Below are 14,389 nucleotides of genomic sequence, written 5' to 3' on the forward strand. Positions count from 1 at the left end.
GCAGGCCAAAGTCCGCCGTCGCAGGGTGCCGATGAGCGCAGCGAATTGCGCCGTCTGGTGCAGCCTCGACTCAGAAGTTGTACCGCGCGCTCAGCGTGTACTGGCGCGGCGCGCCGTAGAAGCCCGTGAGTACGCCCAGCACCGGGATGTTGTAGCCCGTGGTGCGGTATTCCTTGTCGGCCAGGTTGGTACCCTGCAGCGAGAAACTCCACTGCGGATTGACGCGCCAGATCACGCCGGCGTTGAGCAGGCCGTAGCCGTCCTGGCGGATCGCCGGGCTCAGGTCGGTGGTCGGCCAGACCTCGCTCTGGTAGGCATAGCCCAGGCGCGCCGACAGGTTGCCGCCGCTGGCCAGGTCGGTGCGGTATTCCAGGTTGACCGCGCCGGAGAAGCGCGGCGCGTTGGTGAACTTCTGGCTGTCAGCGACGTTCACGCCGGAGTTGATGAACTCGTCGTACTTGGCGTCCAGCCAGGCCAGGTTGCCGCTGAACAGCCAGTGTTCGTTCGGCAGCCACTGGTATTCCATTTCCAGGCCTTGCACATGGCCGCGGCCGGCGTTGGTGAAATCGCCGAAGAAGGCGTCGTCGATGCCGTCGCCGTTGCTGTCGAAGGCGGTGAACACGGACAGCTGTATATCCTGATACTTGTTATAAAAGTACGCAAAATTCAGGAACAGGGTCTGGTCGGCCAGGGACATCTTGCTGCCGATTTCGAAACTGTCGACCTTTTCGTCGTCGAACGGTTCGGCCGAGCGCGGCACGGCGACCGAGTTGGCGCGGATATTGAAACCGCCGGACTTGAAGCCGCGCGAGGCCACGCCGTAGAGCATGGTGCTGTCGCTGAGCTTGTAGTCCAGCGCCAGCTTGGGCGAGACGTTGGTGAAATTCACCGTGCGGTTGAAATTGGCCACGGTGGTGGTCGGCGTGGTGAAGGTGGCATCGGTATAGCCGCGGTTGAGCACGACGGCGTGCTTGTCCTCGTCGGTCCAGCGCGCGCCGGCATCGAGGGAGAAACGCTCGCTCAGGTCGAAGGTCCAGTCGGCGTAGGCGGCGATGCTCTTGGTGAACACCGTGCCCTGGGTATCGCCGAAGGATGCATTGAAGAAATTGTTCAGCACCTGGCCGCCGGCTTCGCCATCGAAGCTGTAGATGCCCATCACGCCGCGGTATTTGCCGCCGCCGTCGAAATTGGCCTGTACTTCGTTGGTGGTCTGCTTGTCGCGATACAGCGCGCGCACGTCGGCGATCTTGTTCGGCAGGGTGTCGAAATCGATATTGGTTTCGGTGTCGGAATCGCGCCGGGCGAAGATGTACTTGAAAGCCCAGCTGTCGCTGGCGCGCCAGTTGGCCGTGGCCGAGGCCCCTTTCATCTTGGTGTCGTTGACGTTGGGCATGCCGCTGCGGATGTCATAGCGGTCGTCCAGCGGCACGAAGGTGGGCGCGAAACGGTTGGGCGCGAGCATCTTCGCGCCGCGCACGCCGGACTGGTCGTCCATCCAGTCGAATGCAACCTGCACGTCGAAACGGTCGCTGATGTCGGCACCGACGTTGGCGCGGAAGGCGTTGATCTCCTTGTCGCTGACCGGCGCGCCGTTGGTGAGGTTTTCGCCGAAGCCGTCGCGGTTGAGGCTGGCCACAGCCAGGCGCGCACGCACCGGGCTGTCGCTGCCGCCGATGGGACCGCCGAAGGCGCCTTTCATGTCGAGCTGGCCGTAGTTGCCCACGCTCAGCTGGGCATAGCCGTCGGCTTCCTTGGGCAGGCCCTTGGAGATGTACTTGATGGCGCCGCCGATGGTGTTCTTGCCGTACAGCGAACCCTGCGGGCCGCGCAGCACTTCGACCCGGTCGACGTCGAACACGTCGAGCAGGGCGCCCTGCGGACGCGCAATGTATACATCGTCGAGATAGATGCCGACGCCCGGATCGACGCCCCAGAGCGGATCGGACTGGCCTATGCCGCGGATATACGCGGTAACCGTGCTGGAAGAACCGCGCGCGGCGTAGATGGTGAGATTGGGCACCTGGGCGTCGAGGTCACCGATGTCCTCGACATTGAGCTTTTCCATCGCGTCAGCCGTAAACGCGGTGACGGCGACGGGGACGTCCTGCAGGGTTTCCTCGCGCTTGCGCGCGGTGACGGTGACGCGGTCCAGCGTGGTGGCGGAACTGCCGCCGCTATCGCCCGCCTGGGTCTCGTCGGCGGCGGCGCTGGCGGTTTCCGCCGCGCTCTCGCTTTCCTCGCTGGCCCAGGCCATCGGCGCCAGCAATACGCAGCTTATTGCCAGTGCCAGACAGTTGCGCTTGATCCGCTTCATTGCTGCGACTCCTGAAAATGTGGTGTTTCGTCGATTCGGCAACCGGTTTGCGCAGGGTGGCGCAGCCAACCGTCATGCCGGACCCGAGCGGGCGGCATGCAGCACTGCGGCGAAAGCGCCGGCAGCGCTGCCTTGTTGCCGAAATCGTCGGATTGGCCGGCACCGGTGCCCAGCGGACCCCTGCCGCCGTTGTCCGCAGAGGCTAGGGCCGCCACGCCGGGCGCGGCATCGTACCTTCGGACAATGGGCCGTGACGGAGGCGTTCCCGACACTCGCGGCGTCGCGCGGCGCTGGCTGCGATGGCGTCGCAGCGGGTCGGGGCAGGAACGCCCCTGCTCCACATCCTGCCAGGAACCCGGAATGTCTTTTCTTATCGTATTGGCCGCGCTGTGTTTTCTGATGTGGGTGGCCTACCGCGGCCACAGCGTGATCCTGTTTGCACCGGTGGCGGCACTGGGTGCGGTGCTGCTGACCGACCCCAGCCTGGTCGCGCCGATGTTCACCGGCCTGTTCATGGACAAGATGGTCGGTTTTCTAAAACTGTACTTTCCGGTATTCCTGCTCGGCGCGGTATTCGGCAAGCTGATCGAGCTGTCGGGCTTCTCCAAATCCATCGTCGCCGCGACCATCCGCCTGTTCGGCGCCCAGCGCGCAATGCTGTCCATCGTCGTGGTCTGCGCCCTGCTCACTTACGGCGGCGTATCGCTGTTTGTGGTGGTATTCGCGGTCTATCCGTTTGCGGCCGAGCTGTTCCGCCAGAGCAATATTCCCAAGCGCCTGATCCCGGGCACCATCGCGCTGGGCGCGTTCACCTTCACCATGGATGCGCTGCCGGGCACGCCGCAGATCCAGAACATCATTCCGTCGACGTTCTTCGGCACCAATTCCTGGGCCGCGCCGGTGCTGGGCTGCATCGGCGCGGTGTTCATCCTCGCCGTTGGACTGATCTATCTGGAATGGCGCCGGCGCACGGCGCTGGCCGCCGGCGAAGGCTATGGCGAGGCGGCCAATCTGCTGAACGAACCGGCCGCATTCACCGGCACGCAGCTGGCCAATCCGCTGCTGGCCCTGCTGCCGCTGCTGCTGGTCGGCATCAGCAACAAACTGCTGACCGGCTGGATAGGCGCCTACTACGGCAGCAGCCACGAATTCGTGCCGGCAGCGATGGGCAAGGCCGCGCCGGTGGTACAGGAAATCGCCAAGGTCGCGGCGATCTGGGCGGTCGAAGGTGCCTTGCTGGTCGGCATTCTCAGTGTGCTGGCACTGGCCTGGAAGCCGGTCGTCGCCAGCTTTGTCGAAGGCAGCCGCAGCGCCATCGGCGGCGCGCTGCTGGCGTCGATGAATACCGCCTCGGAATACGGTTTCGGCGCGGTGATCGCCGCGCTGCCGGGTTTCGTCGTGGTGGCCCAGGCACTGGCGGCGATTCCCGACCCGCTGGTCAACGAGGCAGTCACCATCACCGCGTTGGCCGGCATCACCGGTTCGGCCTCTGGCGGCATGAGCATTGCGCTGGCGGCCATGGCCGACACCTTCATCAGCAATGCGAACGCGGCCGGCATTCCGATGGAAGTACTGCACCGCGTGGCCGCGATGGCCTCGGGCGGCATGGACACCTTGCCCCACAACGGCGCCGTGATCACCTTGCTTGCCGTCACCGGGCTGAGCCATCGCCAGGCCTACAAGGATATTTTCGCCATCACTGTGATCAAGACGCTGGCGGTGTTTGTGGTGATCGTCACTTTCTATCTGACCGGACTCGTCTAGCGCTTTCGCCGCACATGGCTTGGGCTATAGTCGCGCCGACCCCACGGCTTGCGCGCAAGGAACCGCCATGAAGATGATCACCGCCATCATCAAGCCCTTCAAACTCGACGATGTGCGCGAGGCGCTGGCCGAAGTCGGCGTGCAGGGCATCACCGTCACCGAGGTGAAGGGCTTCGGCCGGCAGAAGGGTCATACCGAGCTTTACCGCGGCGCCGAGTACGTGGTCGACTTCCTGCCCAAGATCAAGCTGGAAGTGGCCGTCAGCGCCGACATGTGCGACCGCGTGGTCGAGGCCATCATGCAGTCGGCCAACACGGGCAAGATCGGCGACGGCAAGATCTTCGTCTACCAGCTCGACCAGGTGCTGCGCATCCGCACCGGCGAAATGGACGGCGAGGCGTTGTAGGGCGGCGCAGTAGCTCTCAGTCGGCTGGCAACGCGGCCAGCGCGGCGCGCAGCGGCTGCAGCTGCGCCACAGCAACCGTGGCGTCGCCGCGCAGGCGCTGTTCCAGTTCTCCTGCGTACTCGGCCAATGCGCCGGCACCGACCAGGCGCGCGGCGCCCTTGATGCGGTGTGCTTCGCGTTCCGCCGCGGCGCGATTGCCGGCCTGCAATGCCTGTTCCAGCTCGGCCATGTCGTGTTGCGTGGTCTGCACGAATTCCTGCAGCAGCCGCTGTGCTTCGCTGGCGTCGCCGCCGGTCAGTTCCTGCAATACCTGAGGGTCGAACGCGACCAGTCCCGGCGCTGCCGCCGGCACCGGTAGCGCTTGGTTTGGTGCCGCCGACGCAGCGGGCGCCGGTGCCGATGGAAACGGCACATGCGGCAGCCAGATGCGCAGCTTGGCCGCGAGCTGGGCGATGCTGACCGGCTTGCCGAGGAAATCGTCCATGCCGGCGGCGAGGCAGCGCTCGGCTTCGCCCTTGGTCACGTTGGCGGTCAGGGCGATCAGCGGTGTGCGCGGGCGGCGCTCGCGCACTTCGGTGGCACGGATCGCGCCGGCCAGGGCATAGCCGTCCATGCGCGGCATATGGATGTCGGCCAGCACCAGGGCGAAGCGTCCGCTGCGCCATTCCTGCAGGCCTTCCTCGCCGTCGTTGGCGCTGAGGCAGGCGTAGCCGGCCTTGGCCAGCTGGCGCGCGATCACGTCGCGGTTGGTCGGATGGTCGTCCACCAGCAGTATCAGGCTGTGTTCGCGCTCGGCCTGCTCGATGCCGGGCGGCGGCCGGCTGAGGAATTCCGGTACGCGCCGCTGCAGCGGGTTGTCGGCCGCCACGGCGTCGCTGCTGGCCGTTTCCAGGCTCAGCACCACGCTGACCGAGGTGCCCTCGCCGAGCTGGCTGCGCAGACCCAGCTCGCCGCCCATGGCCTGTACCAGGCGCTGGCAGATGGCCAGGCCCAGGCCGGTGCCGCCGTAGCTGCGCGCGGTGCCGGCTTCGGCCTGGGCAAACGGCGTGAACAGGCGGTCCTGCTGTTCCTGGCCGATGCCGATGCCGCTGTCGTGGATGCGCAGGGCCAGGGTCTGCTGCGTCTCTTCCTGCATCAGCAATTCCAGTTCCACCCTCACGCCGCCCTTGTGGGTGAACTTGAGCGCGTTGGCAATGAGGTTGGAAACCACCTGGCGCAGGCGCAGCGGATCGACCAGATGCGCTGCGGCCACGCCTTCGTCGATGCGCAGGCTCAGGTACAGGCCGCGCGACGAAGCCACGCCGAGGAAGTTGTTGACGCTCTGTTCCAGCAGGCGGCGCAGATCGGTCGCGGCATTGGACAATTCCAGCCGGCCCGCCTCTATTTTGGAAAAATCCAGAATGTCGCCAATGATCTGCAGCAATGACTGGGCCGAGGCATCGATCACATCGACACAGCGCTGCTGTTCCGTATCCAGCGCGGTATGTCCGAGCAGTTCCAGCATGCCGACGACACCGATCATCGGCGTACGGATTTCATGGCTCATCGCCGCGAGGAACGCGGTCTTGGCACGGTTGGCCTCGGTCGCCAGTGCTTCGGAATGGCGCAGCTCCACCTCGTTGCGGGCCAATGTATCGCGCATCTCGACGAAGGCCTTGGCCACCTGGCCCAGCTCGCCGCGCGGCCATTCGCCCATTGGCGTGGCGTAGTCGCCGGTACGCGTCGCGTGCGCCAGCGCGACGAGTTTTTCCACGCCGCGGTAGATATGCCGCAGGATGCGCCGGCCGGTCACCACGACAATGGCAAAGGCGAGCAGGCTCAGGCCGACGCGCCAGCGGCTGATGCGCTGCGTGCGCCGCGCGTCGGCGTCGAGATTGCCGTTGGCGGTGATCATCTTCAGGTCGGACAGGAATTTCAGCCGCGTCGTGACCGGGTCTATGGCCGGGTACAGCTCGGTATCGGCGAAGCGGCCCAGGTCGTCGATGTTCTGTGACTGCAGGATCGCGCGCAGCTTGGCCGCGGCGCGGTCGGCGCTTTCGCGCTGGCGGCGAATGTCGTCGACCAGGGTCTGCTGCACTTCGGTCAGGTGCGTCTGCAGCAGTCTGTCCCACTGGTCCTGGATGCGCTCGGTGGCGCGGTCCAGTACTTCCACGCCCTGTTCCCAGCCCATCAGGCGGTTGCGCACGCGGAAGGTGGTATCGACCACGTCCATGCCGTAGGCGTCGGAAATGTTCTTGACGTAGCGCAGGCCGGCCAGCGAGTCCTCGCGCAGCTGCTCGATGGTGGCGACCGTGGCGCGCTCGTTCAGCGTATCGAGCACCAGCACGGTCGCGCCGGTCGCCAGCAACAGGCCGAACAGGCCCAGCAGCTGCTGGCGGATGCTGAGCTTGAGCAGGCCCGCTTTCATACCGGGATCTGCGGCGATCTCCAATGGCGGATCTGCTCGAGCAGGGCCGCACCGGACACCGCTGGCCCGATCAGATAGCCCTGGGCGTAGTCGCAGCCGAGTTCGGCCAGCATCTGCCACTCTTCCACCGTTTCCACGCCTTCGGCGACGGTACCCAGGTCGAGCTTTCTGGCCAGCTCCAGGCTGGTCTCGACCACGGCGCGCTTGCGCGGCTGGCGCACGGCGCCGGTAACGAAGCCCTGGTCGATCTTCAGTTCGGTAAACGGAATCTGCGACAGCTGCGACAGCGAGGAATAGCCCGTGCCGAAATCGTCGATGGCCAGGCCGAAGCCTTTCAGGCGCAGGCGCGCCAGCACGTTCAGCGCACTGGCCGCCTCGCCCATGACCGAACCTTCGGTCACTTCCAGCACCACGTCGCGCGTGCGCACGCCGGATTGCTGCACGATCTGCTGGTAGCGGTCGGCTGTATCGACCCGGGCCAGATTGAGCATGGACACGTTCACCGACAGGCGCAGATCCAGCCCGGCGGCGGCCCAGCGCGTGCGCCAGCGGCAGGCCTTGCGCAACATGCTCTCGGTCAGCGCGTCCATCAGCCCTTCGCGTTCGAGCTGGTGCAGAAACTGCGCCGGCAGCAGTACCTCGTCGCCGCGCACCCAGCGGGCCAGCGCCTCGACGCTGACCACATGGCCGCTGGCAATCGCCACCTGGGCCTGGAACCAGGGCTCGATCTCGTCGGCCTCGATCGCCTCGACCAGGGTGATGCGGTCGAATTCCATCGGCGCGAGATAGCCCGATTCCTCGGCTTCCTGGTGGAAGTGCATCAGCACCTCCTGCAGCTTGGCCGCGGTCAGCGGTTTTTCGATCGCGCCGAGTACGCGCAGGCCTGAGGCACGCGCCATGGTCTGCACGGTATTGAGCAAGGCCGGATCGAGCGCCGACAGCACCACAATGGCGCGGGCCAGGCGCCGGCTGGCGATATGGCCGATGAGTTCGATGCCGTCGATCTCGGGCAGGTCGAGGTCGACCAGCACCACGTCGGGCTTGTCTGCCAGCATTCCCAGGCGATCAAGCGCTTCGCGCCCGTTGGCGGCTTCGTAAGCGCGTTCCACGCCCAGTCCCGCCAGCAGGCGCAGCGCAATACTGCGCTGAAAACTGTGATCTTCGACCACCATCACCGACAACTGTGCGATACGCGTCATCGTGCCCCCGCTCTGGTCGGGCCGACTCTACCGCGAACCCGGGGGCGACGGGTAAAGCCACGGTTTGCCTGAGGGAAATCCGCTATTCGCGCAAAAAACCCTTGCCTGCGGCAGCGCGGCGCCACGTCGTGTGGAAAAGATCAATAAATGGAATAAGCGCCACCGCGCGCAATGCCCGGACAATTGGATGGAAAGCTCAAGCCAGGTCTGCGATTGCTGACGGCCGGCTTCGCGCTTGTTATTTGACGCATCGCAGCATCTATGTTTGATTTGAAGCCGTAATCCGCAGTGCCGCACCGAACGGTTGCGATGGATCGCGCCGCCCAAGCCCTGCCCTTGCGTCCGCACTGGATCGGTCGCCGGGTGCCTTGCCAGGAATGCCGCATGACGCGACGCACCACGCCGCGCCTGTACGACCCCGCTTTCGAACATGACAGCTGTGGTTTCGGGTTGATTGCGCAGATTCAATCCAGGCCCAGCCGCTGGCTGGTCGACCAGGCCTTTACCGCACTCGGGCGCATGGCGCACAGAGGCGGCGTCAACGCGGACGGCATTACCGGCGACGGCAGCGGCATTCTGTTGTACAGGCCTCAACAATGGCTGCGTGCACTCGCGCAGGAATCCGGCATTGCCCTGGCCGAGCGCTTCGCCGCCGGCCTGGTTTTTCTCGATCGCGACGAAGGCCTGGCCAGGGCCGCGACCGCACAGGTGGAACAGCTGCTCGGCGAAGAAGGCCTGCAGCTGGCCGGCTGGCGCGAAGTACCCGTCGATGGCGACGCCTGCGGGCCGCTGGGACGGCAGCATGCACCGCGCGTGCGCCAGCTGTTCGTCAACGCCGCTGCGCAGACCGACGAGGCCGTGTTCGAGCGCCAGCTGTTTCGCGCGCGCCGCCGTGCCGGCCATCTGCTTGCCGGCGACCCCAGCTTCTATATCGTCAGCCTGTCGGCGGCGACCATCGCCTACAAGGCCATGACCGCGCCCGGCGCGCTGCGCCAGGCCTTTCCCGATCTGCAGCACGCACAGCTGGCGGCCAGTGCCGCGGTGTTTCATCAACGCTTCTCCACCAACACCCTGCCGAACTGGCGCCTGGCGCAGCCGTTCCGGCTGCTGGCGCACAACGGCGAGATCAACACCATCCGCGCCAACCGCAGCTGGGGCGCGGCACGCGCGGCCAAGATGGTGTCGCCGCTGCTGGACCTGTCCGACATCGGTCCGCTGGTGAACAACCGCGGCTCGGATTCGCAAAGCCTCGACGAGATGCTCGACGTACTGCTCGCCGGCGGCATCGATCTGCTGACCGCGATGCGAATCCTGGTACCGCCGGCCTGGAGCGCGCGCGAAGACATTCCCGAAGACCTGGAAGCGTTCTACGAGTATTACGCCCTGCACAGCGAACCCTGGGACGGCCCCGCCGGCCTGGTGATGTGCGATGCGCGCTACGCCGTCTGCACGCTCGACCGCAACGGCCTGCGCCCGACACGCTGGCTGCGCACCGAAGACGATCACCTGGCCATCGGTTCGGAAGCCGGCATCTGGGACATCGCCGACGAGACCATTCTCGCCAAGGGCCGCCTCGGCCCCGGCGAAATGCTGGCGATCGACCTGCGCGAACAGCGCCTGCTCGACAATGCGACCATCGACGACATCAACCGCAATCGCGCGCCGTTCAAGCAATGGCTGCGCGACGAGATGACCTATCTCGAATCGCACCTGATCGATCCGGCGCTGGCCGCCGAGCCGTTTCCGCCGGAAATGCTGGCACGCTTCCAGAAACAGTTCGCGCTGACGCGGGAAGAACGCGACGTGGTGCTGAAGGCGCTGGCCGAGGACGAATCCGAGGCTACCGGCTCGATGGGCGACGACACGCCGATTGCCGTGCTGTCGCAGCAGTCGCGGCCGCTGTACGAGTATTTCCGCCAGGCCTTTGCCCAGGTCACCAACCCGCCGATAGATCCGCTGCGCGAACGCCTGGTGATGTCGCTGGTGACCCAGATCGGCCGCGAAGGCAATGTGTTCGAGCTTAAGCCCGAGAACGCGCGCCAGGTGCTGCTGAATTCGCCCATCCTGTCGCAGCGCAAGCTGCGCCAGATCCTGGCGCTGCCGCAGGCGGAAAACGCACAGATCAAGCTCGACCTCTACTACGACCCGGCCGTCGGCCTGCAGCAGGCGATAGTGCAGCTGTGCCTGGCGGCGGAAGACGCCGTGCGCGGCGGCGCGCTGATCGTGCTGCTGTCGGACCGCTATCCGGTGCCGGGCCTGCTGCCCATCCACGCCCTGATCGCCACCGGCGCGGTACATGCACACTTGTTGAAAACGCAACTCCGCTGCGATTGCAACCTGCTGGTGGAAACCGGCACGGCGCGCGATGCGCACCATTTCGCCTGCCTGATCGGCTTCGGTGCCACCGCGGTCTATCCATACCTGGCCTACCAGACCCTGTTCGACATGAACCGGCGCGGCGAACTGAAGGGCATGGAAGGCGAGCCGCCGTCGGAAATCGGCCGCAGCTACCGCCGCGGCATCCGCAAGGGCCTGCTCAAGATCATCTCCAAGATGGGCATCGCCACCATCGCCGGCTACCGCGGTGCGCAGCTGTTCGAGATAGTCGGCCTGGCCCGCGAGGTGGTGGACCTGTGCTTCCCCGGCGCGCCGTCGCGCATCGGCGGTGCCTGCTTTGCCGACATCGAGGCCGAATACCGCGCCCAGCTGGCCGCCGCCCGCGACCCCAGCTATGCACTCCCCCCCGGCGGGCTGCTCAAGGCCGTGCCCGACGGCGAATACCACATGTATAACCCGGCCGTGATCGGCGCGCTGCAGGCCGCCGTGCGCACCGGCGACAGCGCGCGCTATCGCGAATACGCCAGTCACGTGAACGGCCGCGTGCCCGCGGCGCTGCGCGACATGTTCTCGCTCAAGCCCGCCGGGCCTGCACTGCCTTTGGACGAAGTGGAGCCGGTGGAAGCGATACTGCGCCGCTTCGACTCCGCCGGCATGTCGCTGGGCGCGCTGTCGCCCGAAGCGCACGAGGCGCTGGCCACGGCGATGAACCGGCTCGGTGCGCGCTCCAATTCCGGCGAAGGCGGCGAAGACCCGGCGCGCTACGGCACTGAGCGCAGTTCCAAGATCAAGCAGGTGGCCTCGGGCCGCTTCGGCGTGACGCCGGCCTACCTCGTCAATGCGGAAGTGCTGCAGATCAAGATCGCCCAGGGCGCCAAGCCCGGCGAAGGCGGCCAGCTGCCCGGCCACAAGGTGAACGCGCTGATCGCGCGGCTGCGCTATGCCAAGCCCGGCATCGGCCTGATTTCGCCGCCGCCGCACCACGACATCTATTCCATCGAAGACCTGGCCCAGCTGATCCACGACCTGCGCGAGATCAACCCGCGCGCGCTGATCTCGGTCAAGCTGGTCTCGCATGCCGGCGTAGGCACGATTGCCGCCGGCGTGGTCAAGGCCGGCGCCGACCTGATCACCATTTCCGGCCACGACGGCGGCACCGGCGCCAGCCCGCTGACCTCGATCCGCTATGCCGGCTCGCCCTGGGAACTGGGCCTGGCCGAAACCCAGGCCACGCTGAGCATGAATGGCCTGCGCGACCGCGTCATCGTGCAGACCGACGGCGGCCTGAAGACCGGGCTGGACGTGATCAAGGCCGCCGCGCTGGGCGCCGAGAGCTTCGGCTTCGGCACCGCACCGATGGTCGCGCTGGGCTGCAAATTCCTGCGCATCTGCCACCTGAATTCCTGCGCGACCGGCGTGGCGACGCAGAATGAGGTGCTGCGGCGCCAGCATTTCCACGGCATTCCGGAAATGGTGCAGAACTATTTCCGCTTCGTGGCGGAAGAGACGCGCGAGATCCTGGCCAGCCTGGGTCTGCGCAGTCTGAGCGAAGCGGTCGGCAATCCGGCTCTGCTGCAGCGCATCGCCGGCGTCACGCGCAAGCAGCAGCAGCTGGAGCTGGACGGGCTGGTCGAGCCCAGCCGCGGCACGGCGCCGGAACAGTGCGGCCCGTGCATTCCGGCCGCCGCCGCCGACGGCCTGGCCGCACGCATCCTGGCCGATACCGCCACGGCCGTAGCGGCGCGGCAAGGTGGAGAATTCCACTACTCGATATGCAATACCGACCGTTCCATCGGTGCGCGCCTGTCCGGTGACATCGCCCGGCACTGGGGCGACGAGGGGTTGCAGCAGCAGCCACTGGTGCTGAACCTGTCCGGCAGTGCCGGGCAAAGCCTGGGCGCCTGGAACGCCAGCGGCCTGCATCTGGTGCTCAGCGGCGAAGCCAACGACGGCGTCGGCAAGGGCATGCACGGCGGACGCATCGTGGTACGGCCGCCGGTGACGGCGCGCTATGCCAGCCAGGACAGCGCCATCGTCGGCAATACCTGCCTCTACGGCGCCACCGGCGGCGAGCTGTATGTCGCCGGCCGCGCCGGCGAACGCTTCGGCGTACGCAATTCCGGCGCGCTGGCGGTGGTGGAAGGCGTCGGCGACCACGGCTGCGAATACATGACCGGTGGCGCCGTGGTGGTGCTCGGCCCGGCCGGGCTGAATTTCGGCGCCGGCATGACCGGCGGCTATGCCTATGTGCTCGACCTGAGCCGGGAATTCGTCGACCGCTACAACCACGAGCTGGTCGACATCCACCGCATTTCGCTCGAAGGCATGGAAAACCACCTGCAGCACCTGCGCAGCCTGATGCGCGCGCATATCGAATGCACCGGCAGCCAGTGGGCGGCGCGCCTGCTCGGCGATTTTCGCGACATTCTGCACAAATTCTGGCTGGTCAAGCCCAAGGCCGCCAGCCTCGACGCGCTGGCCGAAGCACTGAGGCGCGCCGCATGAGCGAGAAGACGTTTCCCTTCCTCAAGTTCCACCGCGCCCTGCCGCAGACGGTGCCGGTGGCGATCCGCGTGCTGGGCAACGGCGAGATCCACGGCGGCTTCGTCAACGGCGACGCCAGCGACCAGTCGGCACGCTGCATCGACTGCGGCAATCCGTATTGTTCCTGGGGCTGCCCGCTGGCCAATCGCATTCCGCAGTGGCTGCAGCTGGTACGCGACGGCCGTATCGAGGACGCCGCCAGCCTGATGCATGAAACCAACCCGCTGCCGGAAATCTGCGGCCGCGTGTGTCCGCAGGACAGGCTGTGCGAAGGCGCCTGCACGCTCGAAGAAGGCGGCTTCGGCGCTGTCACCATCGGCAGCGTCGAACGCTGGGTGACCGACGAGGCGTTGCGCCGCGGCTGGCGTCCGTCCATGCATACGCAGGAGCGCACCGGCCAGCGCGTCGCCATTGTCGGTGCCGGACCGGCCGGGCTGTCCGCCGCCGACCGCCTGATCCGTGCCGGCATAGCGGTAGACGTGTTCGACCGCTACGAGGAAATCGGCGGCCTGCTCACCTTCGGCATTCCCTCGTTCAAGCTGGAAAAGAGCGTAGTGCGACAGCGCCGCCAGGTGCTGGAGGAGTTCGGCGTGCAGTTCCGTCTCGGCATCGAGATAGGCCGGGACATTGCTTTTTCCACCCTGGTACAAGACTACGATGCGGTATTTGTCGCTACCGGCGCTTATACCAGCGTCGACGCCCAACTGCCCGGACGCGAATTGCCCGGCGTGCATTCGGCCCTGCCCTTCCTGGTGGCCAATACACGGCGTCTGCTCGGTTCGGACGTGGGCGAGGCCCTGCCCGACCTGGCCGGCAAGCGCGTGGTAGTGCTTGGCGGCGGCGATACGGCGATGGACTGCGTACGCAGTTCCATCCGCCTGGGTGCCGCGCGCGTGGCCTGTGTCTATCGCCGCGACGAGGGCAACATGCCCGGTTCGCGCCGCGAGGTGAAATACGCCCGCGAGGAGGGCGTGGAATTCGTCTTCCAGCGCCAGCCGCTGGCGATCCAGGGCGAAGGCCGCGTCGAATCGGTGCGCCTGGCGCAGACCGAACTCGTCGCCGACAGCAGCGGCCGCCCGGCAAGCCGCAACGTCGCCGGTAGCGAACGCGACATGCCGGCCGACATCGTCATCGAGGCATTCGGCTTTCTCGCCAGCCCGCCCGACTGGTGTATCGCCCAGGGCATAGCGACCGACCGCCAGGGCCGCATCCTGGTCGGCGGCCCCGGCCGCGCGGCGCAGCAGACCAGCCATGCCAAGGTGTTTGCCGGCGGCGACACCGTGCGCGGCGCCGATCTGGTCGTGCGCGCCGTGCTGGACGGACGCGAAGCCGCACGGTCGATACTGGCCCAGCTGCAAGCTGTGACGGCGTCGACATAGTCGCTTGCGACAGCCCTGAACGCCCCGGATACTCGCCCC

General features: G+C 66.5%; 7 protein-coding genes. 4 read left to right on the plus strand and 3 right to left on the minus strand.

Annotated elements, in window-relative coordinates:
• Positions 1–70 precede the first annotated feature (70 nt).
• Entirely contained in the window at positions 71–2,314 is a 2,244-nt protein-coding gene (locus DFR29_RS03295) for a TonB-dependent receptor (RefSeq protein ID WP_208113498.1), read from the minus strand.
• Positions 2,315–2,674: 360 nt separating this feature from the next.
• On the opposite strand from DFR29_RS03295, the gene DFR29_RS03300 reads away from it, so the two are divergent.
• The gene (locus tag DFR29_RS03300) at positions 2,675–4,078 is read left to right on the plus strand and encodes a GntP family permease (RefSeq protein ID WP_133817142.1); all 1,404 of its coding nucleotides are present in this window, start codon (positions 2,675–2,677) and stop codon (positions 4,076–4,078) included.
• A 67-nt stretch (positions 4,079–4,145) separates the two neighbouring features.
• Positions 4,146–4,484 carry a P-II family nitrogen regulator gene (locus DFR29_RS03305; protein WP_133817143.1) on the plus strand — a complete coding sequence of 113 codons (339 nt, stop codon included), beginning with the start codon at positions 4,146–4,148 and terminating at the stop codon, positions 4,482–4,484.
• Positions 4,485–4,500: 16 nt separating this feature from the next.
• Here the strand turns inward: DFR29_RS03305 and DFR29_RS03310 are convergent, their stop codons facing one another.
• Together DFR29_RS03310 and DFR29_RS03315 are read right to left on the minus strand one after the other, a co-directional pair.
• A complete protein-coding gene (locus DFR29_RS03310; protein WP_133817144.1) occupies positions 4,501–6,891 on the minus strand; it encodes an ATP-binding protein in 2,391 nt (796 codons plus the stop codon).
• Positions 6,888–8,090 (minus strand): EAL domain-containing response regulator, encoded by a 1,203-nt coding sequence (locus tag DFR29_RS03315; protein WP_133817145.1) that lies wholly within the window; start codon positions 8,088–8,090, stop codon positions 6,888–6,890. Before DFR29_RS03315 ends, DFR29_RS03310 begins: the two co-directional genes overlap by 4 nt.
• 384 nt (positions 8,091–8,474) lie before the next feature.
• Here DFR29_RS03315 and gltB point away from each other — a divergent pair, with 384 nt between their 5' ends.
• Both gltB and DFR29_RS03325 read left to right on the plus strand, forming a co-directional pair.
• Complete coding sequence (gene gltB / locus DFR29_RS03320) at positions 8,475–12,932, plus strand: glutamate synthase large subunit (RefSeq protein WP_133817146.1); 4,458 nt, start codon at positions 8,475–8,477, stop codon at positions 12,930–12,932.
• Positions 12,929–14,350, plus strand: coding sequence for an FAD-dependent oxidoreductase (locus tag DFR29_RS03325; RefSeq protein ID WP_133817147.1), 1,422 nt, complete (start codon positions 12,929–12,931; stop codon positions 14,348–14,350). The genes gltB and DFR29_RS03325 overlap by 4 nt, the downstream gene beginning before the upstream one ends.
• Positions 14,351–14,389: the final 39 nt, after the last annotated feature.

This window comes from Tahibacter aquaticus (genome assembly GCF_004363655.1).
Taxonomy (GTDB): Bacteria; Pseudomonadota; Gammaproteobacteria; order Xanthomonadales; family Rhodanobacteraceae; genus Tahibacter; species Tahibacter aquaticus.